A 23,135-nucleotide genomic window follows, 5' to 3' on the forward strand; every position below is an offset into this window, starting at 1 on the left:
ATCCTCAAGACCTTGAAGCTTGCTATCGGCAGTCATCAAGGCAAAATACATACGGTGCGTATGTGGCAAATCATGCGTAACATACGCAGCGTATGTCAATCTCTCAAACACCTTCGCGAGCCCTACCCATGAGCCGAGCCCGTGCCGAAATGATCGAAGAAACCCGCGCCCGCCTGATCGCCAGCGCCCGCCAAGCCTTCGCCACACAGGGCTATGCCAACACGTCGATGGACGACTTCACTGCACGCGCCGGCCTGACCCGTGGTGCGTTGTACCATCACTTTGGTGACAAGAAAGGCCTATTGGCCGCCGTGGTCGCCCAACTCGACAGCGAAATGGACGCGCGACTGCAGCACATCACCGATCAGGCCCAGGACCCGTGGGAAGGGTTTCGCGAACGCTGCCGAACGTATTTGCGCATGGCCCAGGACGACGAAATCCAACGCATCGTATTGCAGGATGCGCCGGCCGTGCTTGGCGATACCGGGTCGCAGCATCACTGCGTCGCGTCGCTGGGCCAGTTGCTTGAGGACTTGATGCAGGCCGGAGCCATCGAACAAGGCCCCAGCGTCGCACTGGCGCAGTTGATCAATGGCAGCCTGGTCAACACCGCGCTGTGGATCGCCCGCGATGAACACCCGGGCGATCGCTTGGAGCAAGGTTTGCAAGGTCTGGAATTACTGCTGCGCGGGTTGAAGCAACAAGCCCGCGCTACACCAGCCGCTTGATCTGCTTGTGCCGCCACACCAGCCGGTAATACGCAGTCTGCAGCGCCAGCATCGCCAGGTAGGTCACCGGAAACGCCATCCACACCCCTTCCAGGCCGAAGTGCGCATTGAGCAAATACGCCATCGGCAGCTCAACGCACAGTACGCAGAAAATCGAGATGGCGACCGGCATCAGCACCACGCCGCTGGCGCGCATGATCCCGCCCACTACCGCCTGGAAGCCGAAGACCAAAACGCTCCAGAGCATAATGTGCAGCAAGTGCTCGGCATTGAGCCGCGCCGCGTCGTCGGTGATGAACAGCCCCAACAGCCAGTGCGACAACAGGTAACCGAGCACAATCAATCCACCCGTCAGGCAGGTGTTGATCAGCAGGCCGGTGCGCAGGATCGGCCCGATTCGCTCCAGGCGCCCGGCACCGATCGCCTGGGCCCCGAGGATCGAGGCGGTGATTGCAATCGACAGCGCCGGGAACTGCACGTAATTGACGATCTGCGTCACCGCGCCGTACGCCGCTGTGGCCTGGGAGCCGTGGCTGTTGACCAGCGCCAGGATGACCAATTCGGACAGCGACAGCACCACCATCTGCAAGCCCGTCGGCAAGCCGATGCGCAGCACTTTGCCGAGGATCGCCCGGTCCAGGCGCAACGCAGCCAGCAACTCACGGTCCGGCGCCATCACATGGTTTTTGTGGCGCAGGCGCAAGATCAAGAACAGCATCGCCAAGGCGTTACCGACCAGGCCCGCGTACACCGCGCTCTGGATGCCCATGGGCGGCAGGCCGATCCAGCCGCGAATCAGCGCCGGCGTCAGCAACAGGCCGACCAGGGTCGAGACCATCAGCGCCAGCAGCGGCGAGACCGTGTCACTCACGCCGCGCAGCAACTGGGTGTAGAGGATGAAGACCAACAGTAACGGCATGATCAGCATCATCGCCTGGGCATAACCCACGGCATCGTCGAGCACATCCACCGGGGTGCCCAACCCCTGCAACGCCGGGCGCGCGAACAGGCTGCCGAGCACCGCCGCGATCAGGCCGACCAGCGCGCCAAGGGTCAGCGTCGCACCGGTGATCACCTTCACCATCCCGGTTTCCTGCGCGCCCCAGGCCTGGCCGATCAGCACCGAAGCGCCCGCCCCCAGGCCGATCACCAGGGCAATAAAGAAAAACACGATGGGAAACATCCCCGACACCGCCGCCAGTGCCTGGGTGCCGAGCATTTGCCCGACATAGATGCCATTGAGGGTGCCGGAAAAGCTTTGCAGAAAATTGGACAGCACCATCGGTGCCAAAAAAATCAGGTAGATCTGCCACAACGGCCGTTGCTGAGTGACTTCCATGGTCGTTCGAGTCCCGGAATTATTGTTAGACGGGGAAAGCATTGCGCGACAGCCAGGCCAGGTACGTCTGCACATCCTTTGGCCAGTGCCCGATCTTGCTGGCGAAGGCCGCCGCATCTTCAGCGAACAATGCCCGCGAAGCGTCTTCAAACCCAGGCAGGTCGCCGCCGATGGCGCTCATGAAACGATAGCTGGCTTCCTTGGCCTGGCGCGCCTGATCACGGCCAGCGCTGGCATTTCGCGCTTCATCCACCAACCGGCGCAAGGCCGCCGAGGCGCCGCCGGGTTGTTGGCCCAGCCATTCCCAATGGCGCGGCAGCAGCGTGACTTCCCGCGCGACCACACCCAGCTTCGGGCGGCCCACCGTAGGGGCTGCCCGAAGCTCTTCGTCGAGTGACGTGTCTGCGGGTTGCTCGGGCGCATAACCGCCTGGCCATGGGTAATCGACTTGGGCGCCGGTGGCGTCATCAAAGACCAGAAAGGTGCCGGCGGTCAGGTCCAGCCCCGCCAGGGTTTCGGCCACCGCCGAATAGGCGCCGGCCGCCACCCGTTGGTGACGCAAGAAGGCAGTGCACAGAGGCGTGTGTTGCGTTGGCATGGCTTATTACCCGGATGTTATTTGTTTTACCCGGATTATATTAGCCGTAATGGGTCGACATGCAAGGCTATTGTCTCGAAACATCCAATTGTTCACCCCGCACCGTTACCCGCATCCCTTGCACAGCAGGATCGCGCAGCAAGCACTCCGCAATCGCCGGTTCCAGCTCCACCCGCACGCGGCGGCCCAGCGCACGCGCGCCAAACCGAGCGTCGTGCTGACGACACAACCATGCCCGCGCCGACGCATCCACGCTTAATGAGCGCTGGTGCGCCGCCAGACGCTGATTGAGCTTCTCCAGCTCCACGTCCAGTAGCGCATCAAGCCAGTGCCTGTCGAGAGGTTCGAACATCAGGATACGATCGATGCGGTTGAGAAACTCCGGCTCGAAATGCCCATGCAACGCCTCCTCCAACACCGCCGCTTCGCTTCTTACAAACACCCGTAGCAGCCGCCGCCAGCCCTGAGTGAAGCGTTGGCGATGACGACGCGCCTGGTGCGCGCCGATGTTGCTGGTCATGAAAATCAGGCTGTTACGAAAATCCAAGGTGCGCGTGCCACCCGCCAGGGTCAGTTGGCCGTTTTCAAGAATGCCCAGCAGGCTGCGCACCACCTCCTGGCTGGCTTTTTCCAGCTCATCGAACAACACGATGCCAGGGCGGCTGTAGCTGCCCTGGATCAATTCGCTGTTGAACAGGCTGATGCCTTCCTTGCTGCCCACGTACCCCGGCGGCGCGCCGGTCAGTGCGGCGGCGTAATGCTCCTGGGCCAGGGTGTGCATGTCGATGCGGCAAAACCCGTCGGCCCGGCCATGCAGCGCCTGGGCCAGCAGGCGCACGATTTCGGTTTTGCCCACGCCCGTCGGGCCCATGAACAGGTTGACGCTCAATGGCCGATCGCGCTCGCCGATATCGGCCTTGACCACCTTGAGCAGCCGCTCCACCTGCGCCAACGCCGCGTCCTGGCCAACGATGCGGCTGCGCAACAGCGCCATCACCTGCGCCGGGTCAAAGGTAAACCGCATGCCCTACTCCGCTGTTTTTTCTTTACCGCCATGGGGCAGTTGCCCCACCGGGCACTCGGCGACACCCACGGTGCTGCGGGTGATTTTCTCGACATTTTCCTGAGCCTTTTGCGCGTCCAGCACCCAGGTGCGGTAGAACTCGAACGGGCAGTCCGCCACGCCCTTGTCGCCATCGCCCGAGGCATGCATGCCGGTGTAGCCACGGTGCAGCAACTTGAACAGGTGGTTCTGCGACTGGTCGTTGGCCCGCGCATCGCGAATCTGCGACACCGACAGTTGCGCGTACTGAATACCCATCTCTTCCTCGCCGCACTCGCCCAAGGTGCGCCCGTCAAAGCCGATGATCGCCGAGTGACCGAAGTACGAATACACCCCGTCGAACCCCGCCGCATTCGCCACCGCCACATAGCAGTTATTCGCCCAAGCCATGCTCTTGGACATCTGCACCTGCTGCTCCTTGGCCGGGTACATATAGCCCTGGCAACGCACGATCAACTCGGCGCCCTTCATGGCGCAGTCGCGCCAGATTTCCGGATAGTTACCGTCATCGCAGATGATCAGGCTGATCTGCATGCCCTTGGGCCCGTCGCACACATAGGTGCGATCGCCCGGATACCAGCCTTCGATCGGGCACCAGGGAATGCACTTGCGGTAGCGCTGCACGATTTCGCCAAGGTTATTGATCAACACCAGCGTGTTGTAGGGCGCCTTGTGCGGGTGCTCCTCGTGGCGCTCGCCGGTCAGGGAAAATACGCCCCAGGTGTTGGCTTGACGGCACGCGGCCGAGAAGATCGCCGTCTCTTCGCCGGGAATGCTCGCGGCCGTGGCCATCATCTCGTCGTGGTCGTACATGATGCCCATGGTGCTGTATTCGGGGAACACCACCAGGTCCATGCCGGGCAGGCCCTGCTTCATGCCGAGAATAATCTCGGCAATCTTCTTCGCGTTGTCGATGACTTCGGCCTTGGAATGCAGGCGCGGCATCTTGTAGTTCACCACCGCGACACCGACGGTGTCCGGGCTGCTGGAAATGTCGCCATGACGCATAACAACGCTCCTGGTCTAGTGACTGATCATCCACGGCCGAGGCCCGGTCCTGGTCTTGAGGCCCAAGGGGTTGGCCTTGCTCGGTTCGACTTTCTTGCTGGTGCCGCAGCAACTGCAACCGGCCGGATGTTTGCGGCCTTCCTGGTATTCGCCGACGGTTTGCGGCGCATGGGCGCTGCGCTCGTTGCCGGCGATCGCCTTGCGCTGGTTGGCCGACAGCGTTTGCAAGGCCGGGGCCGAGACCCTGAGCTGCCCGCCCGGCCCTTCGCAGTACGGGCATTGGCTGGGTTCGTTGCGCTGGGCGATGGGCCGCAGCATCGTGAACGTGCCGCAGGTGGCACAGGCATATTCGTAGGTCGGCATGGCTACAGGTCCGGGGCAATGGGCAGGTCGATGCTGCCGTCGAGGAACTTGGTGGGGCCGTTGGCGTTGGGGTTGATGTCGAACTCGAAGATTTCCGTCGGCAGCCACAAGGTCGCGCAGGCATTCGGAATGTCCACCACGCCGCTGATATGCCCCTGCACCGGCGCCGAGCCGAGCAAGGCATAACCCTGGGCCGGCGAGTAGCCGAATTTGGTCAGGTAGTTGATCGCATTCAGGCAGGCCTGGCGGTAGGCGACGTTGACGTCCAGGTAGTGCTGCTGGCCCTGTTCGTCCACCGAAATGCCTTCGAAGATCAGGTAGTTCTTGTAGTTGGGCGTGATCGGGCTGGGCTTGAACACCGGGTTCTTGATCCCGTACTTGGCCATGCCGCCCTTGATCAGCTCGACTTTCATGTGCACCCAGCCGGCCATTTCGATGGCGCCGCAAAAGGTGATTTCGCCGTCGCCCTGGCTGAAGTGCAGGTCGCCCACCGACAGCCCGGCGCCGTTGACATAGACCGGGAAGAAAATCTTCGAACCGCGCGACAGGTCCTTGATATCGCAGTTGCCGCCATGCTCACGCGGCGGCACCGTGCGTGCGCCGGTCGCAGCCGCGTCGTCACGGGCCTGGCCCTTGAGCTTGCCCATGTGTGCAGTGGCGGCCAATGGCGCATTGGCCAGCGGCGGCACGCGGGTCGGGTTGGTGTCGATCAGTTCCTGCTCGCGGCGGTTCCAGTCGGCGAGCATCACCGGGTCGGGCAGGCAGCCGATCAGGCCGGGGTGGATCAGGCCGGCAAAGTTAACCCCCGGAATGTGCCGCGAACGGGTGAACATGCCTTTGAAATCCCAGATGGCTTTCTGGGCGCTGGGGAAATGATCGGTGAGAAAACCGCCGCCGTTCTGCCGCGAAAAGAAGCCGTTGAAGCCCCACTGCGAGTCAGCCTTGGCGCCGATATCGAGCAAGTCCACCACCAGCAAATCACCCGGTTCGGCGCCGTGCACACCCACCGGGCCTGACAGGTAATGCACGGTGGACAGGTCCACGTCGCGCACATCACTGGCATCGTCATTGTTCTTGATCGCGCCGGCAGTCCAGTCGTAGGTTTCCAGAATGAAGTCATCGCCGGGCTTCACCCAGCACGCCATCGGGATATCCGGGTGCCAGCGGTTATGGATATTTTCGTTTTCAGTGACGGGCTGGTTGAGGTCGACTTTGATCAGCGTTTCGGTCATGGACTGGCTCCTGGGCGGATGGTCTGGTGCGTGGAATCCAGTCTCGGGGAGCCAGGGAAAACGGGAAATACGTTGGATGACGTATGAGATTTTCAGAGCAGACACAAAACAACGGTGGGAGCGGGCTTGCTCGCGAAAGCGGTGTGTCAGTTAACAGATAAGTCGACTGGTACACCGCATTCGCGAGCAAGCCCGCTCCCACATTAGAACTGTGTTGTCTTAGACGGACAGGTAGCGGCTTATGGTCGCCTCATCCACCCGATCCCGAGTCTCTTCAATCACAAACCGGCCCTTCTCGATCACTAGAAAGCGGTCGGCAATCTCCAGGGTGAACGACAGCACTTGCTCGGACACCACGATGGTCAAATCGCGCAGGTTGCGAATCTCTTTGAGCGTGCGCGCAATGTCCTTGATGATCGACGGCTGGATGCCCTCCGTCGGCTCGTCGAGCAACAACACCTTGGGGTTGGTCGCCAGCGCCCGCGCAATCGCCAGTTGCTGTTGCTGCCCACCGGACAGGTTGCCGCCCTTGCGCGACTGCATGTCATGCAGCACCGGAAACAGCGCATACAAGTCCTCCGGCACCTTGCCGCGGGCCGACGCCGGCAACCCGGTCTGGATATTTTCCAGCACCGTCATGCTCGGAAAAATCATGCGGCCCTGGGGCACATACGCAATCCCGCGCGCCACCCGCTCATGGGTCTCCAGCGCCGACACATCGTGCCCGTCCACACTGACCAAGCCTTGCCACTGCGGCAAAATGCCCATCAGGCTCTTGAACAGCGTGGTCTTGCCCATGCCATTGCGACCCATCACCGCGACGATCTCGCGCTTGGCCACATTCAGGTGCAGATCGTGGAGGATCTGGCTCTGCCCGTAACCACAGGACAACTGGTCGATCTTGAACATGCCGGTTTCCTCAGTGGCCCAAATACACTTCGATAACTTTAGGGTTGCTTTGCACCGACTCCATGCTGCCCTCGGCCAGCACCTTGCCCTGGTGCAGCACCGTGACCTTGTGAGCGATGCTTTTGACGAACTCCATGTCGTGCTCAATCACCAGCACCGAGCGGCCCTGGCTGATGCGGTTGAGCAACTCGGCAGTTTGCGTGCGCTCGTTGACGCTCATGCCCGCCACCGGTTCATCCAGCATCAGCAACTCCGGGTCCTGCATCAGCAGCATGCCGATTTCCAGCCACTGCTTTTGCCCGTGGGACAGCAGGTCGGCCTGTTGCTGCAGCAAATCACCGAGGAAGATTTCCCGCGCCACTTCTTCCACCCGCGCAATCACCTGAGCGCTGCGCTTGAAAAACAGCGCGCCCCACACCTTGCGCCCGGCGGGGTAAGACATCTCGAGGTTTTCAAACACCGTGAGGTTTTCGTAGATCGACGGGTTCTGGAATTTGCGGCCCACGCCGGCGCGCACGATGTTGTACTCGCGCATCCTGGTCAGTTCCTGACCGTCGAACTGGATGCTGCCGCTGGTAGCGCGGGTCTTGCCGCAGATCAGGTCGAGCACCGTGGTCTTGCCGGCGCCATTGGGGCCGATCACCACGCGCACTTCATTGCGGTCGATGTACAGGTTGAGGTTGTCGACCGCCTTGAAGCCGTCGAACGACACGGTGAGGCCTTCGATGGCCAGCACCGGTTTTTTCATTTCAAAGCCGACGGCGGTCATGGCTGGGTCTCCAGGATGTTGCTTTTGGCGTTGGGTTTAATTGCCGGACTCACCGGGGGCGCCGCCACGGGTTTGCGCCGCAGCAGCTTGGCCAATGCCTGGCGACCGTGGCTGTCCCACAACCCGGCCAGGCCATTGGGGAAGTACATGACCACGGCGATGAACAGCCCGCCCATCAGGTACAGCCATAACTCAGGAAAGGACTCTGAAAAATACGTCTTGCCGTAGTTCACCAGCAGCGCGCCATACACCGCGCCAAGCAGCGACATGCGCCCGCCCACCGCGGCGAAAATCACCATTTCGATCGACGGCACGATGCCCACGAACGACGGCGACATAAAGCCCACCTGCAAGGCGAACATCGCCCCGCCAATCGCCGAAAACGCGGCGGCCACGCAGAACACGAAGATCTTGAAACTGGCCACGTCATAGCCGGAAAACCGCACGCGCTCTTCTTTGTCGCGCATCGCCATCAGCAGCCGGCCCAGCTTGGACGCGAGGATAAAACGGCCGATAAAGATGCAGCCGAACAGCAGGCCGGCGTTGATGAAATACAGGATCATTTTCGCGCTGTCGGTGCGCAGGTCCCAGCCCAGCAGGGTCTTGAGGTCGGTGATGCCGTTGACGCCACCGGTCAACCCTTGCTGGCCGACGATCAGCACGGTAAGGATCAGCGCAATCGCCTGCGTGACGATGGAGAAATACACATCGCCCACGCGCCGTTTGAACAGCGCTATGCCGATGATAAATGCCAGCAGCACCGGCACCGCGATCACCGCCACCAGCGTGAAGCTGAAACTGTGAAACGGCTGCCACAGCCAGGGCAGTTCGGTGATCTGGTTCCAGTCCATGAAGTCCGGAATGCCCGGTGTGGATTGGATCTTGGTGCTCTCGGGGTCGGAGGCTTCCAGCTTGAGGAACATCGCCATGCAGTAACCGCCGACGCCGAAGAACACACCCTGCCCCAGGCTGAGAATGCCGCCATAGCCCCAGCACAGCACCAGGCCCACGGCGACGAACGCGTAGGTCAGGTATTTGCCGACCATGTTCAGGCGGAACGCGTCCAACGTCAGGGGAAACACCACCAGCACCAGCAACGCCAACAACACGATACCGATCAGGTTTTGCTGGCCGCCCAGCAGCTTGTCTAAGGCCTTCATCTGCTCGCCTCTACTTGCGCACTTTGATGGAGAACAACCCTTGCGGGCGCAGCATCAGGATCAGAATTACCGAGGACAACGTGAGTACCTTGGCCATCGAGCCACTGAGGAAAAACTCCGACAGCGATTGGGTCTGGGCGATCACGAACGCCGAGGCGATGGTGCCGAACAGGCTCTGCGCACCGCCAAACACCACCACCAGGAAGGTGTCGACGATGTACTGCGAACCCGCCGTCGGCCCGGTGGAGCCGATGGTGGTAAATGCTGCGCCCGCGACACCGGCGACGCCGCAGCCGAGGGCGAAGGTCATGCGGTCGACCTTGCGCGTATTGATCCCCACCGCGCGACTCATGAGACGGTTCTGCACGGTGGCGCGCACCTGCAGGCCCCACCGCGAGCGGTACAGCATCAGGAAGATCGCGGCGGTCAGCAGCAGGGTCAGGCCCATCATGAACAGGCCGTTGCGCGGGATTTCGATGGCATCGGTGAAATTCACCGAGCCCATCAGCCAGGCCGGCGGTTCGGCGCTGACTTCACGGGCGCCGAACACCGAACGAAAGGTTTGCTGCATCACCAGGGACAACCCCCAGGTGGCAAGCAAGGTGTCCAGCGGGCGCTTGTACAACCGGCTGATCATCGCCCACTCCACCAGCCAGCCGACGGCACCGGCGACGAGGAATGACAGGGCAATGGCAACGAAGAAGTAATAGGGTTGAAAACTTGGCGCAAAGTGCGCGGTGAGGCTGGAGCACACGTAGGTGGTGTAGGCGCCAATGGTCAGGAACTCCCCGTGCGCCATGTTGATCACGCCCATCTGGCCAAAGATGATCGCCAGCCCCAATGCCATCAGCAACAGCACGCAGAATACGGACAAACCGTTGAACCCCTGCATCGCCGCGATGGCTCCAAATTCCGATAGCCATTCCATGATGATGGTCTCCTGAGCGGGAGGTTGAAATGCAATCTGCTGTTGATTTATGTGAGAGCTGGCTTGCCTGCGATGCTGGCGACTCGGTCTTTCAGTTACACCGAGGTGATGCCATCGCAGGCAAGCCAGCTCCCACACAAAGCCAGTTCCCACAGTTGGATCTATGTGTGCCTAAAACTTACTGATAGCCCTTGGGGAAAGGATTCGGCTCGATCAGATCCGACTCGTAGATCACCTTGAACTGGCCGTCAGGCTGCACTTCGCCGATACGCGACTTGCTCCACAGGTGATGGTTCTCGTGGATCTTCACGTAGCCTTCCGGCGCGTTTTTCAGCTCGATGCCAGGGCTTGCCGCCACGACTTTATCCACGTCGAAACTGCCGGCCTTTTCCACCGCTGCTTTCCACAACCAAGGGCCGAGGTACGCCGCCTGGGTCACATCGCCGATCACCGCGTCCTTGCCGTACTTGGCCTTGAAGGCTTCGACGAAGGCTTTGTTGTTCGGGTTGTCCAGGCTCTGGAAATACTTCATCGAGGCGTAGAAACCGGCCATGTTTTCGCCGCCGATGCCGAGCAACTCGTCTTCGGTGACCGACAGGGTCAGCAGGGTTTGTTTGGACGAATTCACCCCCGCCGCATTGAGTTGTTTGTAGAACGCCACGTTGGAGCCGCCGACCACGGCCGCAAACACCACGTCCGGCTTCTTCAGTTTGACCTTGTTGATCAACGAGCCGAACTGAGTGTTGCCCAGCGGGTAGTAGTCTTCGCCAACCACCGTGCCGTGCAGCACGTTTTCAATGTGCTTGCGCGCGATCTTCATCGAGGTGCGTGGCCAGATGTAGTCCGAGCCGACCAGGTAGAAGGTCTTGGCGCCCTTGGTCTTGGCAATCCAGTCGAGGCTGGCGAGGATCTGCTGGGTGGCTTCCTGGCCGGTGTAGATCACGTTTTTCGACTGTTCCAGGCCTTCATAGAAGGTCGGGTAATAGAGCAAGCCGTTTTCTTTCTCGAAGATCGGCAGCACGGCTTTGCGTGAAGCCGACGTCCAGCAGCCGAACACGGCGGCGACCTTGTCGTTGACCAGCAGCTTCTTGGCTTTTTCGGCAAAGGTCGGCCAGTCGGAGGCACCGTCTTCCTGGATTACTTTGATCTGGCGTCCCAGGATCCCGCCCGAAGCGTTGATCTGTTCGATGGCCAGGCGCTCGGCCTGGATCGAGCCGGTTTCGGAAATCGCCATGGTACCGGTGGCCGAGTGCAACTGGCCGACGGTGACTTCGGTCGGGGTCACGGCCAGGCCTTCGTTATCGGCCAGCACGCCCTGGCTGAACAGAGCGGCCGCCAGTAAAGACAAGGCCAACAGCGGTGTGGAGCGGATCAATCGTGGTGCCATGGGGCGACTCCTCTGCAATGAGGGGGTCAGCATGGCGGCAGCCGGCCATCGCGGGTATACGCAGCCTGACGTAACCCTGTACGTCATTTGACGTATGCCGTTGCGCACCATTTCGGCGCAGGATCACGCCCGCCCTGACACTGGAGATCAACTCTGAGAGGGGCTTGCCCCCGATAGCGGCCTGGCAGTCAGTGCATTTGCCATTGGCCCACCGCGATCGGGGGCAAGCCCCCTCCCACATTTGCATTTCAGCGCACTTGAGGGCATGGAACTTGCTCGCCAACCTCGCCCTCCTCTGGAGTTAACCACCGTGCACCCTTCCTCCGGCACCCAGCGCATCGTCAAGATCCGCCGCGACTACAACACCTGGGTCGCCGACGAGACCATGGAAGACTATGCCCTGCGCTACACGCCCAAATCCTTTCGCAAGTGGTCGGAACTGCGCATCGCCAACACTGCCCTGGGCGCCGTGTCCTTTTTGGCGCTGGAAGCCATCGGCGGCGTGCTCGCCTTGAGCTATGGCTTCACCAACACCTTCTGGGCGATCCTGGCGATCAGCCTGGTGATCTTCCTCACCGGCCTGCCCATCAGCTATTACGCCGCCCGTTACGGCGTGGACATGGACCTGCTGACCCGCGGCGCCGGCTTTGGCTACATCGGCTCGACCATCACCTCGTTGATTTATGCCAGCTTCACGTTCCTGTTCTTCGCGCTGGAAGCGGCAATCATGGCCCTGGCCCTGGAGCTGTATTTCCACATTCCGCTGGCCATCGCCTATGTGATCTGCTCATTGATGGTGATTCCGCTGGTGGCCTACGGCGTAACCCTGATCAGCCGCCTGCAATTGTGGACGCAACCGCTCTGGCTGCTGTTGCTGGTGCTGCCATACGGCTTTGTCTGGTGGAAAAACCCTGACGCCTTCAGCGACTGGACCAGCTTTGTCGGACGCAGTGGCGATGGCGGCGGTTTTAATTTGCTGTCGTTCTGCGCCGCCTGCACCGTGGCGCTGTCGCTGGTCACGCAGATCGGCGAACAGGTCGACTACCTGCGCTTCCTGCCGGAAAAGACCGCCGCCAACCGCAAACGCTGGTGGGCCGCCCTGCTCTGCGCCGGGCCCGGCTGGATCATTCCCGGCGCGTTGAAAATGTTCGCCGGGGCGTTTCTGGCGTTTCTCGCCCTGCAACATGAAATCTCCATGGAACGCGCTGCCGAGCCGACTCAGATGTACCTCGTCGCGTTCCGCTACGTATTCAGCTCGCCGGAATGGGCGCTCGGCGCGATGGTGCTGTTCGTGTTCATCTCACAGATGAAAATCAACCTGACCAACGCCTACGCCGGCTCCCTGGCTTGGTCGAACTTTTTCGCCCGCGTGACCCACAGCCACCCCGGCCGCGTGGTGTGGCTGGTGTTCAACGTGGCCATCGCGCTGATGCTGATGGAGCTGGGCGTATTCGATGTGATCGACCAGGTGCTGGGGCTCTACGCCAACATCGCGATTGCCTGGATCGGCACGCTGGTGGCCGACCTGGTGATCAATAAGCCGCTGGGCCTGTCGCCCAAACACATCGAGTTCAAGCGCGCGCACCTTTACGACATCAACCCGGTGGGCGTCGGCTCGATGCTGATTGCCTCGCTGCTGTCGATCCTCGCCCACTTCGGCCTGTTCGGCGCCCTCGCCCAGGCCGCGCCGCCCTTCGTCGCGCTGGGCACGGCGCTGATCATGGCGCCGCTGTTGGCCTGGCTGACCCAAGGCAAGTACTACATCGCGCGTACCAGCGACGTGACCCTGATTCACCCGGTGGCCCCCGCCACCCACGCGGTGTGTGGGCTGTGCAGCAACCCGTTCGAAACCGCCGATATGGCGTTTTGTCCGGCCTACAGCACGCCCATCTGTTCGCTGTGCTGCTCGCTGGATGCGCGTTGCGGTGACCGGTGCAAACCTCATGCGCGCCTGGTCACGCAGTTCGAAGGCGTATTGCGCTGGCTGCTGCCCACCACCCTGATGCCGCGCCTGCATACGCGGCTGGCGCACTACCTGGGGTTGTTGCTGGTGCTGGTGCTGCTGCTCGCCGGCGCGCTGGCGCTGATCTACGTACAGGCCGCCCAAGGGTTGCCGCATTCGGAGACCTTGTATCAGGCGTTTTTCAAGGCGTTCCTCACCCTATCGGTATTGGCCGCCGTGCTCGCCTGGTGGGTAGTGCTGACCCGCGAAAGCCGGCGTGTCGCCCAGGAAGAATCCGACCGCCAGACCCTGCTTTTAATGCAGGAAATCGACGCCCACAGCCTCACCGACCAAGCCCTACAACACGCCAAAGAGGCCTCCGAAGCCGCGAACGCCGCCAAAAGCCGTTACGTCACCGGGCTGTCTCACGAGCTGCGCACGCCGCTGAACAGCATCCTTGGTTTCACCCAGATCCTGCAGCGCGACAACGCCATGCCCGAGCAGCATCAGGACGCGCTGGCGACTATCCTGCGCAGCGGCTCGCACCTGCTGTCGCTGATCGATGGCCTGCTCGACGTGGCCAAGATCGAGGCTGGCAAACTGCGCCTGGAACTCACGGAAATCCCCTTTCCCGAGTTGATCCACGACCTGGAACAGATGTTCACCCCACAAGCCCAGGACAAGGGCCTGCGCTTTCGCCTGGACTGCGTGGGCAAGATCCCGGCCGTGGTGCGTGGCGATGAAAAGCGCGTGCGCCAGATCCTGATCAACCTGCTCGGCAACGCGGTGAATTTCACCGACAGCGGCGAGGTCTGCCTGCGGGTCAGTTATCGGCGCGAGACCGCCAACTTTGAAATCATCGACACCGGGATCGGCATCGACCCTGGGCAGATCGAGCGGATTTTCCAGCCATTCGAGCGCGGCGATCTGATGCGCCAGGACAAGGGCGTGGGCCTGGGGCTGACCATCACGCGCATGCTCACCTCGCTGATGGGCGGCGAATTGCGCGTCACCAGTGAGCTGGACAAAGGCACGTGTTTCCAGGTGCGGCTGTTCCTCTCGCAAGTGCGCGCGCCGCAGGCGGTGGTGCACGTGGAGCACGACATCATCGGTTATCACGGTGTGCGCCGGCGCATCCTGGTGGTGGACGACCATGTGGACCATCGCAAGGTGCTCAGTGGCATGCTCACACCGCTGGGGTTTGAAGTGATCCAGGCCAGCAATGGCCAGGACGCGATCCGCCAGGTGGCGCTGCTGGCGCCGGACCTGATCCTGATGGACCTGTCGATGCCAACTCTGGATGGCTGGGAAACCAGCCGCTTGATCCGCCGCAATGCGCTGTCCAGCGCGCCGATCATCGTGATCTCGGCCAACGCCTTTACCGACGACCGCGAACGCAGCATCGCCGCCGCCTGCAACGATTACCTGGCCAAACCGGTGCGCACCCCGGAACTGCTCGGGTGCCTGCAACAGCACTTGGACCTGCAATGGTTGCGGCGTACCCGAACGTCCACGCCGCCTGCACCGCCCAGCGTATTGCCCAGCCCTGAAGACCTCGCCGCCCTCGCCGAACTCAGCGCCATCGGCTACGTGCGCGGCTTGCACGAAAAACTCGACACCATCCTGGAACATCGCCCGGACGCCGCGCCTTTCATCGCCAAAGTGCGCGGGCTGCTCAAGGGGTTCCGCCTGGATGAACTCAACCGAACCTTAAAGGAGGCCGAAGATGAATGCGCTCACCCGCAGCACTGAACCTGGCGTGGTGCTGATCGTCGATGACACCCCGGACAACCTCGCCATGCTCTCCGACGCCCTTGATGACGCCGGCTACATGGTGCTGGTGGCACTGGACGGCCTCAGCGCGTTGAACCGCGTGCAACGCCGGCGCCCGGACCTGATCCTGCTGGACGCGATGATGCCCGGGCTGGACGGTTTCGAAACCTGCCGTCGGCTCAAGGCCCAACCGGCCAGCGCAGACATCCCGGTGGTGTTCATGACCGGGCTGACCGACAGCAAGCACGTGGTGCAGGGGTTTGAGGTGGGTGGCAGCGATTACGTGACCAAGCCGATCCAGACGGATGAGGTATTGGCGCGGGTAGCAGCGCATTTGCGTACATCACGGATCCTGCTCTCGGCGCGTGCCGCGACGCAGCCGAGCATGCTGACCCTGGAGGACGCCCCGGCGCAACGACTGTTATCCGCCCGATTTCAACTGACCGAGCGTGAGGTGGAAGTGCTGCGTTGGGTAGCGTGTGGCAAAACCAATCGGGATATCGGCGACATCCTGGGGTTGAGCCCCAGGACGGTGAACAAGCATTTGGAGCATGTGTATGTGAAGCTCGGCGTGGAGACTCGAACAGCCGCCACCTCAGTAGCGTTGGCCGCCATCTGAATGGGTGTGGGGCTTGTGTGGACCTCAGTACATCACGTAGAGACTGTGCTGATCTCTCAGCTGTACTCGGTCAATGTGGGAGCTGGCTTGCCTGCGAAGGCATCGACTGGTTATGCCTGATACACCGAGGTGTCTGCATCGCAGGCAAGCCAGCTCCCACAGAAAAGCAAAAGCACTGCGGTGGTGGAGGCTGCACTCGGTCAACTTGTGGGAGCGGGCTTGCTCGCGAAGGCATCGACTGGGTCTTACTGATACACCGAGTTGTCTGCATCGCAGGCAAGCCAGCTCCCACAGAACAGCAAAAGCACTGCGGTGGTGGAGGCTGCACTCGGTCAAATTGTGGGAGCGGGCTTGCTCGCGAAGGCGTTGGGTCAGTGACACATGAGCTGACTGACACACCGCCTTCGCGAGCAAGCCCGCTCCCACATTTGGAGCTCTGTGCATCAGATAGAAGCGCGTTGCTGTGCTGTTGCTGTGCTTTTGCTTTTACCACTCAGGTCGGCTACCAGGCCGCCGTGCTCTGCTTTTGATCTGCTTTTGACTTTGATCTGACAGGCCCCGTCAACCACGCTGGCCGAACGCAGGCTTGAATCCGTGGGCCGCCGCGTTGGGCCATGGATGGCCCGTCGCGGCTGCCCACGGATTCAAGCCGGAGTGAGGGCATGCCGAGCCTGAGCGAGGCACCGAGTGGTGGGGCAAAGACCTTTTGGTTACTTTTGGGGCGTTTGCCAAAAGTGACCCGCTGTAAGAGCGGAACCCTAAGTAGCCGTTACCGCAGCAACGGATACGCACTCATATCTACCAAAACCACCCACGGCCTCCCGTCGGCAACCACCCAAGCTACCCACCAAAAGTCTGCGAAGGCCGGCGCAACGTCGGATCAAACGGATTGATCCTCGGCCCGATCGCCGCCGCCTCACGCTTGAGCAACTCCACCACCATCGGCAACCGGCTAGGCCCCAGACGATCACTGATGGTCGCCACACTCAACGCCGCCACCGCATACCCCTCGCGATTCAAAATCGGCACCGCCAACCCCGCCATGCCTTCCAGCACGCCGGTGTTGCGCGCGGCATACCCCAGGCTGCGCACATTCTCCACTTCCGAACGCAACAGCACCTCGTCATACAGGTGAAAATCCTTGAGCCGAGGCAAGTTGTAGCGAATCACCGTCTCACGCTCCTCCTGCGGCAAGAACGCCAGAATCGCCAAACTGCCCTGCCCTACGCCCAACGCCACACGCCCGCCAATATCCCCGGTAAAAGTGCGGATCGGGTACGGCCCTTCGCTGCGGTCCAGGCAGACCGCATCAAAACCACTGCGTGCCAGCAAAAACAGCGAATCACCCAACGACGCACTCAAGCGCAACATGCTCGGCCGCACCAGGTCGCGCAGGTTGCCGGTCTTGCCTGCGTTCGCCGCCAGCGCGAAGAACTCCAGGCTCAGGCGATAACGCTTGCTGCGCGCGTCCTGCTCGACCATCCCCTCGTCCATCAGGCTGCGCAACAGGCGATGGGTGGTGGGCTGCGACAGGCCCACCTGCTGCGCCAGTTGAGTCACGCGTTCGCCGCCTTCAGGCACGTCGCCCAATGCACGCAACAGCGCGAACACCCGCGACACACTGCCCGAACCCACTTCTTTGCCGCTGTCATTCCGCTCAGTGGAATCCATATCACATAATCTCGGCGTAAATTCTGCTGAATGAATAAATTGGAAAATAATAGTCCGTTGAGTGAAATTCCATCTTCCGCCCATCCTAGTCTTCGTCCTAATCTGCGTCCACAGGGGCGAAATGAACAACAAACGGCAGCCGACTCGAGATCGAGCGCCACCGCACCCGCAACACTCTTTTCGCATCTGCCCAAAACAAAAAAGCGCGTTTCGACGCGACTCAAAAAGGTGGAACGCAGACATGGCTTTTCTCCAACTCAACGCCTTGAGCAAACGCTACGGCGCCGTCGACGCGGTGGTCGCCACTGACCTTGCGGTAGAAAAAGGCGAGTTCGTTTCCCTGCTCGGTCCCTCGGGCTGCGGCAAAACCACCACCCTGCAAATGATCGCCGGCTTCGTCGACGTGAGCGGCGGGCAGATCCTGCTCGACGGCCGCGACATCACCCACGCCAAACCCGCCAGCCGTGGCCTGGGCGTGGTGTTCCAGAGCTACGCGCTGTTCCCGCACATGACCGTGCGCGACAACGTCGCCTTCGGCCTGAAGATGCGCAAAGTGCCGGCCGCCGAAATCGCCAGCAAGGTCAAGACCGTGCTGGAACTGGTGCGCCTGGCGCCGCACGCCGAGCGCTACCCGCGTGAGCTCTCCGGCGGCCAGCGCCAGCGTGTAGCGCTGGCCCGCGCGCTGGTGATCGAGCCGCCGGTGCTGCTGCTCGATGAACCGTTGTCCAACCTCGACGCCAACCTGCGCGAGGAAATGCAGTTTGAAATCCGCCGCATCCAGTGCGCCGTGGGCATCACCACCTTGATGGTCACCCACGACCAGGCCGAAGCGCTGTCGATCAGCGACCGCGTGGTGGTGATGCAGGCCGGACGCGTCACGCAGATCGACGCACCCTACAAGCTCTACGAACACCCACGCACGCGCTTCATCTCGGACTTCGTCGGCAAGGCCAACCTGCTGCCGGGCGACTACGACGAACTCGGCACCCCACAAGTGCGCCACGCCAGCGGCGACGGCGAGCTGACCCTGAGCCTGCGCCCGGAGAAAATCACCTTGGTGGCCGCAGGCAACGGGCGCGTGCAAGGCAAGGTCCTCGACAGCTACTTTTTCGGCAGCCAATGGCTGTACCGCGTCCACACCTCGCTTGGCGAAATCACCGTGGTGCGCAGCAACGACGGCAGCGCGCCGCTCGGCTGCGGCGCGGCAGTCGGCCTGGACTGGCACGCCGACCTGCTGCGCGTGCTGGCGGCGGATGAGGTGCGCGCATGAGTCGGGGTTATCTGCTGTCGTTGCCGGCCCTGGCGCTGTTCACCGGGCTGTTGATTTTGCCGCTGGTGATGACGCTGGTGCTGTCGTTCAACGTGTTCGACTACCAGGTGGGCGTGAAGGCGGATGAATGGACCTTGGCGCATTACCTGTCGCTGTTCAGTGATGCGTACTTCTATGAAATCTTCTGGCGCACCTTCTGGATCAGCGCGCTGGTGACCTTGCTGTGCGTCGTGATCGGCGTGCCCGAGGCTTACATTCTGAGCCGCATGGGCACGCCGTGGCGCTCGATCTTCCTGATCCTGATCCTCACGCCGCTGCTGATTTCGGTGGTGGTGCGCGCCTTTGGCTGGAGCCTGTTGCTCGGCGCCGACGGGCTGGTCAACCAAGTGATCCAGGCCCTCGGCGGGCGCCCGGTGAAACTGCTGTACACACCGTTTGCGGTGATCATCGCGCTGGTGCACGTGATGCTGCCGTTCATGATCATTCCGGTGTGGACCTCGCTGCAAAAACTCGACCCGTCGGCAGAACAGGCGGCGCTGTCACTCGGCGCCAGCCAGGCCACGGTGATGCGCAAGATCGTGTTGCCGCAGGTGATGCCCGGCGTGCTGTCCGGCACGTTGATCGTGTTCGGCCTGGCGGCCAGCTCGTTTGCGATCCCCGGCCTGCTCGGCGGGCGCCGCCTGAAAATGGTCGCCACGGTGGTGTACGACCAGTACCTCTCGGAACTCAACTGGCCCATGGGCGCGACCATCGCGGTGGTGCTGCTGTTGGTCAACCTGCTGATCATGCTGAGCTGGAACCGCATGGTCGAAAGCCGCTACAAAAAGTCCCTGGGGGTTTAAGCGCATGTCCAGAAACGGTCCTTTGGCCCTCGGTTTTCATGGTGTGGTGGTGCTGTTCATGATGGCGCCGCTGGTGGTGGTGTGCCTGGTGGCGTTCACCCCGGAAAACACCTTAAGCCTGCCGACGTCGGGCTTCTCGCTGCGCTGGTTTCGCGCGGTGTTCGAGCGTGCCGACTTTATCCAGGCGTTCTATAACAGCCTGATCCTGGCGTTTACCGCCGCCACGTTGGCCACGCTGATTGCTGTGCCGGCGGCCTTGGCGATCAGCCGTTATCAGTTTCCGGGGCGCAACTTTTTCAGTGCGTTGTTCCTGTCGCCAATCATCATCCCGCACCTGGTGCTGGGCGTAGCGATGCTGCGTTTGTTTGCGCTGATGGGCGTAAATGGCAGCTTCACCTGGCTGATGCTCGCCCACGTGGTGATCATCACCCCGTACGTGCTGCGCCTGGTGCTGGCGGCGGCAATCGGCATTGACCGCAGCGCCGAACAGGCGGCGCAGTCGCTGGGGGCCAGCCGCTTTACGCTGTTTCGCCAGATCACCCTGCCGATGATTCTGCCCGGTGTGGCCGGCGGCTGGTTGTTGGCGTTCATCAACAGTTTCGATGAGGTGACACTGTCGATCTTCGTCAGCTCGCCGGCCACGCAAACCCTGCCGGTGCGCATGTACGTGTACGCCACCGAGTCCATCGACCCGATGATGGCGGCGGTGTCGGCGCTGGTGATTGCGCTGACCGCAGCAACCATGATTCTGCTCGACCGGGTCTACGGCCTGGACCGCGTGCTGGTGGGGAAACATTGATGGCGCTGTTCAAACGATTGGCCGAAACCCAGCGCCCGGCTGTGGCCTTCACCCTGGATGGGCAACCCGCTACGGGCTTGCTCGGCGACACGTTGCTGACCGCCGTGCTGACCTGTGCCGAGCACCTGCGCGGCAGCGATTTCAGCGCCGAACGCCGGGCCGGGTTCTGCCTGATGGGCGCCTGCCAGGACTGCTGGGTGCGGCTACAGGACGGGCGCCGCGTGCGCGCCTGTGCGACGTTATTGGAAGAAGGCCAGGCGATCAGCCGCGATCCGGGGCGCCAAGCATGAAGCCGATTGTGATTGTGGGCGCAGGCCCGGCCGGCATCAGCGCGGCGCGCACCCTGCTCGACCACGGCGTCACGCCGTGCCTGGTGGATGAAAGCCTGCGCGGCGGCGGGCAGATTTACCGGCGCCAACCGGCCAACTTCCAGCGCTCGGCCAAGCAGCTTTACGGGTTTGACGCCAGCAAGGCCGAGGCCGTGCACCGCACCATGGATGAGCTGGCACCTTTGATCGACTACCGGCCGCAAACCCTGGTGTGGAACGCCGAGGACGGGCGCCTGGATATGCTCAACAACGGCCGTGCCGAGAGCGTCGAGTACGCGCAACTCATCGTCGCCACGGGCGCCACCGACCGCATCCTGCCGGTGCCCGGCTGGACCTTGCCCGGCGTCTACAGCCTGGGCGCGGCGCAAATCGCCTTGAAGTATCAAGGCTGCGCCATCGGTGAGCGCGTGGCGTTTTGCGGCAGCGGACCGTTGCTGTACCTGGTGGCGTATCAATACGCCAAGGCTGGGGCCAAGGTGGTCGCGGTGCTCGACAGCGCACCCTTCAGCGCGCAATGCCGCGCCTTGCCTGCATTGCTCGGGCAACCGGCGACGCTGGCCAAGGGTGTGTATTACCGCGCTTGGCTCACGGCCCATGGCATTCCCGTGCACCAGGGCGCGACGCTCACGCAGATCGACGGCGAACAACGGGTCAACGGTATTCATTGGGGCGAGCACACGGTGGAATGCGATGCCGTGGCCTTCGCCCATGCTTTGCGCAGCGAAACACAGCTGGCGGATTTGCTCGGCTGTGAGTTTGCCTGGAACAGCTTGAACCGCGCCTGGCTGCCACAACGCGACAGCGCCGGGCGCAGCAGTGTCCACGGCGTGTACCTGGCAGGCGATGGCGCCGGAATCATGGGCGCCGACGCGGCGCAGATGGCCGGTGAGCGCGCTGCGTTGGCGGTATTGGAAGACGCTGGTATGGCCACTGATCATCGCCGCATCGCCTTCCTGGAACAGCAACTGGCGAGCATCCAGCGCTTTCGCCACGGCCTGGAAACCGCATTCCCCTTCCCCGAACACTGGGCCGCGCAGGCGCCGGATGAATTGATGCTGTGCCGCTGCGAAGAAGTCAGCGTCGGCGAGGTGCGCGCAGTGGTGGATGAAGGCCACTGGGAAATCAATCGGGTCAAAGCCCATTGCCGCGTCGGCATGGGCCGCTGCCAGGGCCGCATGTGCGGGCTGGCAGCGGCGGAGATTGTCGCCGAGCGCAGTGGCCGCGGGATTGAACACGTCGGGCGCCTGCGCGGCCAGGCGCCGATCAAGCCGCTGCCGTTTGGCGTAGAGGTGCAGCCATGATCGACGTGATCGTGTTGGGCGGCGGCATCGTCGGCGCTTCGGCGGCCTTGATGCTGGCGCAAAAAGGTCAGCGCGTAGCTTTGGTAGAGCGCGACTTTTGCGGCTCGCATTCCAGCGGCGTCAACTACGGCGGCGTACGCCGTCAGGGTCGGCCATTGCATCAATTGCCGCTGTCGCAGCGCGCCCATCAGTTGTGGGCCGACTTGCCGGGGCTGATCGGCATCGACGGCGAGTACGTGCGCTCCGGGCATTTGAAGTTGGCGCGCAGCCATGCCGATTTTGCCGCGCTGCACACCTATGCCGAGCAAACCCGAGGCTTTGGGCTGGGCTTGCAGTTGTTGGATCACGCGCAGCTGCGCGCGCGATTCCCTTGGGTCGGCGATATCGCGGTCGGCGCTTCATTGTGCCCTGAAGACGGGCACGCCAACCCGCGCCTGGTGTCGCCCGCCTTTGCCCGCGCCGCGCAGCGCCAGGGTGCTGAGGTATACGAGCAGGCCGAAGTGATGCGCATCGAACATGACGGCCAGCGGTTCCAGGTGCACTGCGCCAACGGCCTGCACCTGCAAGCGCCGTGGCTGCTCAACTGCGCCGGCGCCTGGGCCGGGACCGTCGCCGCGCAATTTGGCGAACCGGTGCCGATCACCTCGGCGCACCCGGCGATGCTGGTGACCGAGCCGTTGCCGGTGGTGATGGACGTGAGTACCGGCGTCGAAGGCGGCGGCATTTATGCGCGCCAGGTCGCCCGTGGCAATTGCATTCTTGGCGGCGGCCGGGGCTTTGCCCTTGGCCCGCTGACGGCGCGTCCGGGGCAGGCGGCGGTGCTGGAGATTTTGCGCAACGCCGGCGAGTTGTACCCGTTTCTCAAAGGTGCCCAGGCGATACGTACCTGGAGCGGCACCGAAGGTTACTTACCCGATCACGAACCGGTGATCGGCCCCAGCGGCACCCAGCCTGGCCTGCTTCACGGTTTCGGCTTTGCCGGCGCCGGGTTCCAGCTCGGCCCTGCGGTCGGTGAAGCCCTGGCAGAGATCGTCTGCAGCGGGGCCAGCCGGCAACCCATCGAAGCGTTTTCCATCCGTCGTTTCCAAGCCTGAGAGGAAAAACA

21 protein-coding genes are annotated in these 23,135 nt (G+C 62.4%); 9 read left to right on the plus strand and 12 right to left on the minus strand.

The annotated features are described in order from the left end of the window. Window positions 1–128: 128 nt before the first annotated feature. Complete coding sequence (locus AC19YS_RS22005) at window positions 129–728, plus strand: TetR/AcrR family transcriptional regulator (RefSeq protein WP_200623726.1); 600 nt, start codon at window positions 129–131, stop codon at window positions 726–728. Here AC19YS_RS22005 and AC19YS_RS22010 read toward each other — a convergent pair. The 11 genes from AC19YS_RS22010 to urtA all read right to left on the minus strand — a co-directional run bounded on the left by AC19YS_RS22010 (window position 712) and on the right by urtA (window position 11,484). Beyond that, window positions 712–2,067 (minus strand): MATE family efflux transporter, encoded by a 1,356-nt coding sequence (locus AC19YS_RS22010; protein WP_106579718.1) that lies wholly within the window; start codon window positions 2,065–2,067, stop codon window positions 712–714. The two genes, AC19YS_RS22005 and AC19YS_RS22010, sit on opposite strands and share 17 nt — an antisense overlap. Before the next feature lie 25 nt (window positions 2,068–2,092). Beyond that, entirely contained in the window at window positions 2,093–2,665 is a 573-nt protein-coding gene (locus tag AC19YS_RS22015) for a DUF2239 family protein (protein WP_200623725.1), read from the minus strand. A gap of 67 nt (window positions 2,666–2,732) precedes the next feature. After that, on the minus strand, window positions 2,733–3,689 hold the full coding sequence (locus tag AC19YS_RS22020) for an AAA family ATPase (protein WP_200623724.1): 957 nt from the start codon (window positions 3,687–3,689) through the stop codon (window positions 2,733–2,735). A 3-nt stretch (window positions 3,690–3,692) separates the two neighbouring features. After that, window positions 3,693–4,736 (minus strand): aliphatic amidase, encoded by a 1,044-nt coding sequence (locus AC19YS_RS22025; protein ID WP_106579715.1) that lies wholly within the window; start codon window positions 4,734–4,736, stop codon window positions 3,693–3,695. A gap of 15 nt (window positions 4,737–4,751) precedes the next feature. Beyond that, a complete protein-coding gene (locus tag AC19YS_RS22030) occupies window positions 4,752–5,099 on the minus strand; it encodes an FmdB family zinc ribbon protein (RefSeq protein WP_200623723.1) in 348 nt (115 codons plus the stop codon). 2 nt (window positions 5,100–5,101) lie between these two features. Beyond that, on the minus strand, window positions 5,102–6,331 hold the full coding sequence (fmdA, locus tag AC19YS_RS22035; RefSeq protein ID WP_106579713.1) for a formamidase: 1,230 nt from the start codon (window positions 6,329–6,331) through the stop codon (window positions 5,102–5,104). A 219-nt stretch (window positions 6,332–6,550) separates the two neighbouring features. Next, window positions 6,551–7,240 carry an urea ABC transporter ATP-binding subunit UrtE gene (gene urtE / locus AC19YS_RS22040; RefSeq protein WP_119735988.1) on the minus strand — a complete coding sequence of 230 codons (690 nt, stop codon included), beginning with the start codon at window positions 7,238–7,240 and terminating at the stop codon, window positions 6,551–6,553. 10 nt (window positions 7,241–7,250) lie between these two features. After that, window positions 7,251–8,009, minus strand: a complete 759-nt coding sequence (urtD, locus tag AC19YS_RS22045; RefSeq protein ID WP_106579710.1) for an urea ABC transporter ATP-binding protein UrtD — start codon at window positions 8,007–8,009, stop codon at window positions 7,251–7,253. Continuing rightward, window positions 8,006–9,169, minus strand: coding sequence for an urea ABC transporter permease subunit UrtC (gene urtC, locus AC19YS_RS22050; protein WP_200623722.1), 1,164 nt, complete (start codon window positions 9,167–9,169; stop codon window positions 8,006–8,008). Before urtC ends, urtD begins: the two co-directional genes overlap by 4 nt. Before the next feature lie 10 nt (window positions 9,170–9,179). Continuing rightward, complete coding sequence (gene urtB, locus AC19YS_RS22055) at window positions 9,180–10,097, minus strand: urea ABC transporter permease subunit UrtB (RefSeq protein ID WP_500602663.1); 918 nt, start codon at window positions 10,095–10,097, stop codon at window positions 9,180–9,182. Between the two features lie 178 nt (window positions 10,098–10,275). After that, complete coding sequence (gene urtA, locus AC19YS_RS22060) at window positions 10,276–11,484, minus strand: urea ABC transporter substrate-binding protein (RefSeq protein ID WP_106579708.1); 1,209 nt, start codon at window positions 11,482–11,484, stop codon at window positions 10,276–10,278. Window positions 11,485–11,794: 310 nt separating this feature from the next. On the opposite strand from urtA, the gene AC19YS_RS22065 reads away from it, so the two are divergent. Together AC19YS_RS22065 and AC19YS_RS22070 are read left to right on the plus strand one after the other, a co-directional pair. After that, on the plus strand, window positions 11,795–15,178 hold the full coding sequence (locus AC19YS_RS22065; RefSeq protein ID WP_500602664.1) for an ATP-binding protein: 3,384 nt from the start codon (window positions 11,795–11,797) through the stop codon (window positions 15,176–15,178). Continuing rightward, the gene (locus AC19YS_RS22070; protein ID WP_119735995.1) at window positions 15,153–15,818 is read left to right on the plus strand and encodes a response regulator; all 666 of its coding nucleotides are present in this window, start codon (window positions 15,153–15,155) and stop codon (window positions 15,816–15,818) included. Before AC19YS_RS22065 ends, AC19YS_RS22070 begins: the two co-directional genes overlap by 26 nt. Window positions 15,819–16,658: 840 nt before the next feature. Here the strand turns inward: AC19YS_RS22070 and AC19YS_RS22075 are convergent. After that, the gene (locus AC19YS_RS22075; protein WP_124417748.1) at window positions 16,659–17,489 is read right to left on the minus strand and encodes an IclR family transcriptional regulator; all 831 of its coding nucleotides are present in this window, start codon (window positions 17,487–17,489) and stop codon (window positions 16,659–16,661) included. A gap of 241 nt (window positions 17,490–17,730) precedes the next feature. Here AC19YS_RS22075 and AC19YS_RS22080 point away from each other — a divergent pair, with 241 nt between their 5' ends. The 6 genes from AC19YS_RS22080 to AC19YS_RS22105 are packed head-to-tail and all read left to right on the plus strand — an operon-like array spanning window position 17,731 to window position 23,124. Beyond that, window positions 17,731–18,759, plus strand: a complete 1,029-nt coding sequence (locus tag AC19YS_RS22080; RefSeq protein ID WP_500602665.1) for an ABC transporter ATP-binding protein — start codon at window positions 17,731–17,733, stop codon at window positions 18,757–18,759. Continuing rightward, complete coding sequence (locus AC19YS_RS22085) at window positions 18,756–19,601, plus strand: ABC transporter permease (RefSeq protein ID WP_214248528.1); 846 nt, start codon at window positions 18,756–18,758, stop codon at window positions 19,599–19,601. The genes AC19YS_RS22080 and AC19YS_RS22085 overlap by 4 nt, the downstream gene beginning before the upstream one ends. A 4-nt stretch (window positions 19,602–19,605) precedes the next feature. Then, a complete protein-coding gene (locus AC19YS_RS22090; RefSeq protein WP_124417750.1) occupies window positions 19,606–20,400 on the plus strand; it encodes an ABC transporter permease in 795 nt (264 codons plus the stop codon). Further along, window positions 20,400–20,690: a (2Fe-2S)-binding protein gene (locus AC19YS_RS22095; protein WP_106579699.1), complete on the plus strand. Its 291-nt coding sequence runs from the start codon at window positions 20,400–20,402 to the stop codon at window positions 20,688–20,690. Before AC19YS_RS22090 ends, AC19YS_RS22095 begins: the two co-directional genes overlap by 1 nt. Then, window positions 20,687–22,030, plus strand: a complete 1,344-nt coding sequence (locus AC19YS_RS22100; RefSeq protein WP_179608466.1) for an FAD/NAD(P)-dependent oxidoreductase — start codon at window positions 20,687–20,689, stop codon at window positions 22,028–22,030. Before AC19YS_RS22095 ends, AC19YS_RS22100 begins: the two co-directional genes overlap by 4 nt. Next, entirely contained in the window at window positions 22,027–23,124 is a 1,098-nt protein-coding gene (locus AC19YS_RS22105; RefSeq protein WP_179608469.1) for an NAD(P)/FAD-dependent oxidoreductase, read from the plus strand. Before AC19YS_RS22100 ends, AC19YS_RS22105 begins: the two co-directional genes overlap by 4 nt. The last annotated feature ends 11 nt before the right edge of the window (window positions 23,125–23,135 follow it).

The sequence above is a fragment of the Pseudomonas sp. MF08831 genome (assembly GCF_059862645.1).

Bases quoted from the DNA above. Each gene is read 5' to 3' on its own strand.
- AC19YS_RS22005 (WP_200623726.1), top strand. From the start codon at position 129: ATGAGCCGAGCCCGTGCCGAAATGATCGAAGAAACCCGCGCCCGCCTG.
- AC19YS_RS22010 (WP_106579718.1), bottom strand. From the start codon at position 2,067: ATGGAAGTCACTCAGCAACGGCCGTTGTGGCAGATCTACCTGATTTTT.
- AC19YS_RS22015 (WP_200623725.1), bottom strand. From the start codon at position 2,665: ATGCCAACGCAACACACGCCTCTGTGCACTGCCTTCTTGCGTCACCAA.
- AC19YS_RS22020 (WP_200623724.1), bottom strand. From the start codon at position 3,689: ATGCGGTTTACCTTTGACCCGGCGCAGGTGATGGCGCTGTTGCGCAGC.
- AC19YS_RS22025 (WP_106579715.1), bottom strand. From the start codon at position 4,736: ATGCGTCATGGCGACATTTCCAGCAGCCCGGACACCGTCGGTGTCGCG.
- AC19YS_RS22030 (WP_200623723.1), bottom strand. From the start codon at position 5,099: ATGCCGACCTACGAATATGCCTGTGCCACCTGCGGCACGTTCACGATG.
- fmdA (WP_106579713.1), bottom strand. From the start codon at position 6,331: ATGACCGAAACGCTGATCAAAGTCGACCTCAACCAGCCCGTCACTGAA.
- urtE (WP_119735988.1), bottom strand. From the start codon at position 7,240: ATGTTCAAGATCGACCAGTTGTCCTGTGGTTACGGGCAGAGCCAGATC.
- urtD (WP_106579710.1), bottom strand. From the start codon at position 8,009: ATGACCGCCGTCGGCTTTGAAATGAAAAAACCGGTGCTGGCCATCGAA.
- urtC (WP_200623722.1), bottom strand. From the start codon at position 9,169: ATGAAGGCCTTAGACAAGCTGCTGGGCGGCCAGCAAAACCTGATCGGT.
- urtB (WP_500602663.1), bottom strand. From the start codon at position 10,097: ATGGAATGGCTATCGGAATTTGGAGCCATCGCGGCGATGCAGGGGTTC.
- urtA (WP_106579708.1), bottom strand. From the start codon at position 11,484: ATGGCACCACGATTGATCCGCTCCACACCGCTGTTGGCCTTGTCTTTA.
- AC19YS_RS22070 (WP_119735995.1), top strand. From the start codon at position 15,153: ATGAATGCGCTCACCCGCAGCACTGAACCTGGCGTGGTGCTGATCGTC.
- AC19YS_RS22075 (WP_124417748.1), bottom strand. From the start codon at position 17,489: ATGGATTCCACTGAGCGGAATGACAGCGGCAAAGAAGTGGGTTCGGGC.
- AC19YS_RS22080 (WP_500602665.1), top strand. From the start codon at position 17,731: ATGGCTTTTCTCCAACTCAACGCCTTGAGCAAACGCTACGGCGCCGTC.
- AC19YS_RS22085 (WP_214248528.1), top strand. From the start codon at position 18,756: ATGAGTCGGGGTTATCTGCTGTCGTTGCCGGCCCTGGCGCTGTTCACC.
- AC19YS_RS22090 (WP_124417750.1), top strand. From the start codon at position 19,606: ATGTCCAGAAACGGTCCTTTGGCCCTCGGTTTTCATGGTGTGGTGGTG.
- AC19YS_RS22095 (WP_106579699.1), top strand. From the start codon at position 20,400: ATGGCGCTGTTCAAACGATTGGCCGAAACCCAGCGCCCGGCTGTGGCC.
- AC19YS_RS22100 (WP_179608466.1), top strand. From the start codon at position 20,687: ATGAAGCCGATTGTGATTGTGGGCGCAGGCCCGGCCGGCATCAGCGCG.
- AC19YS_RS22105 (WP_179608469.1), top strand. From the start codon at position 22,027: ATGATCGACGTGATCGTGTTGGGCGGCGGCATCGTCGGCGCTTCGGCG.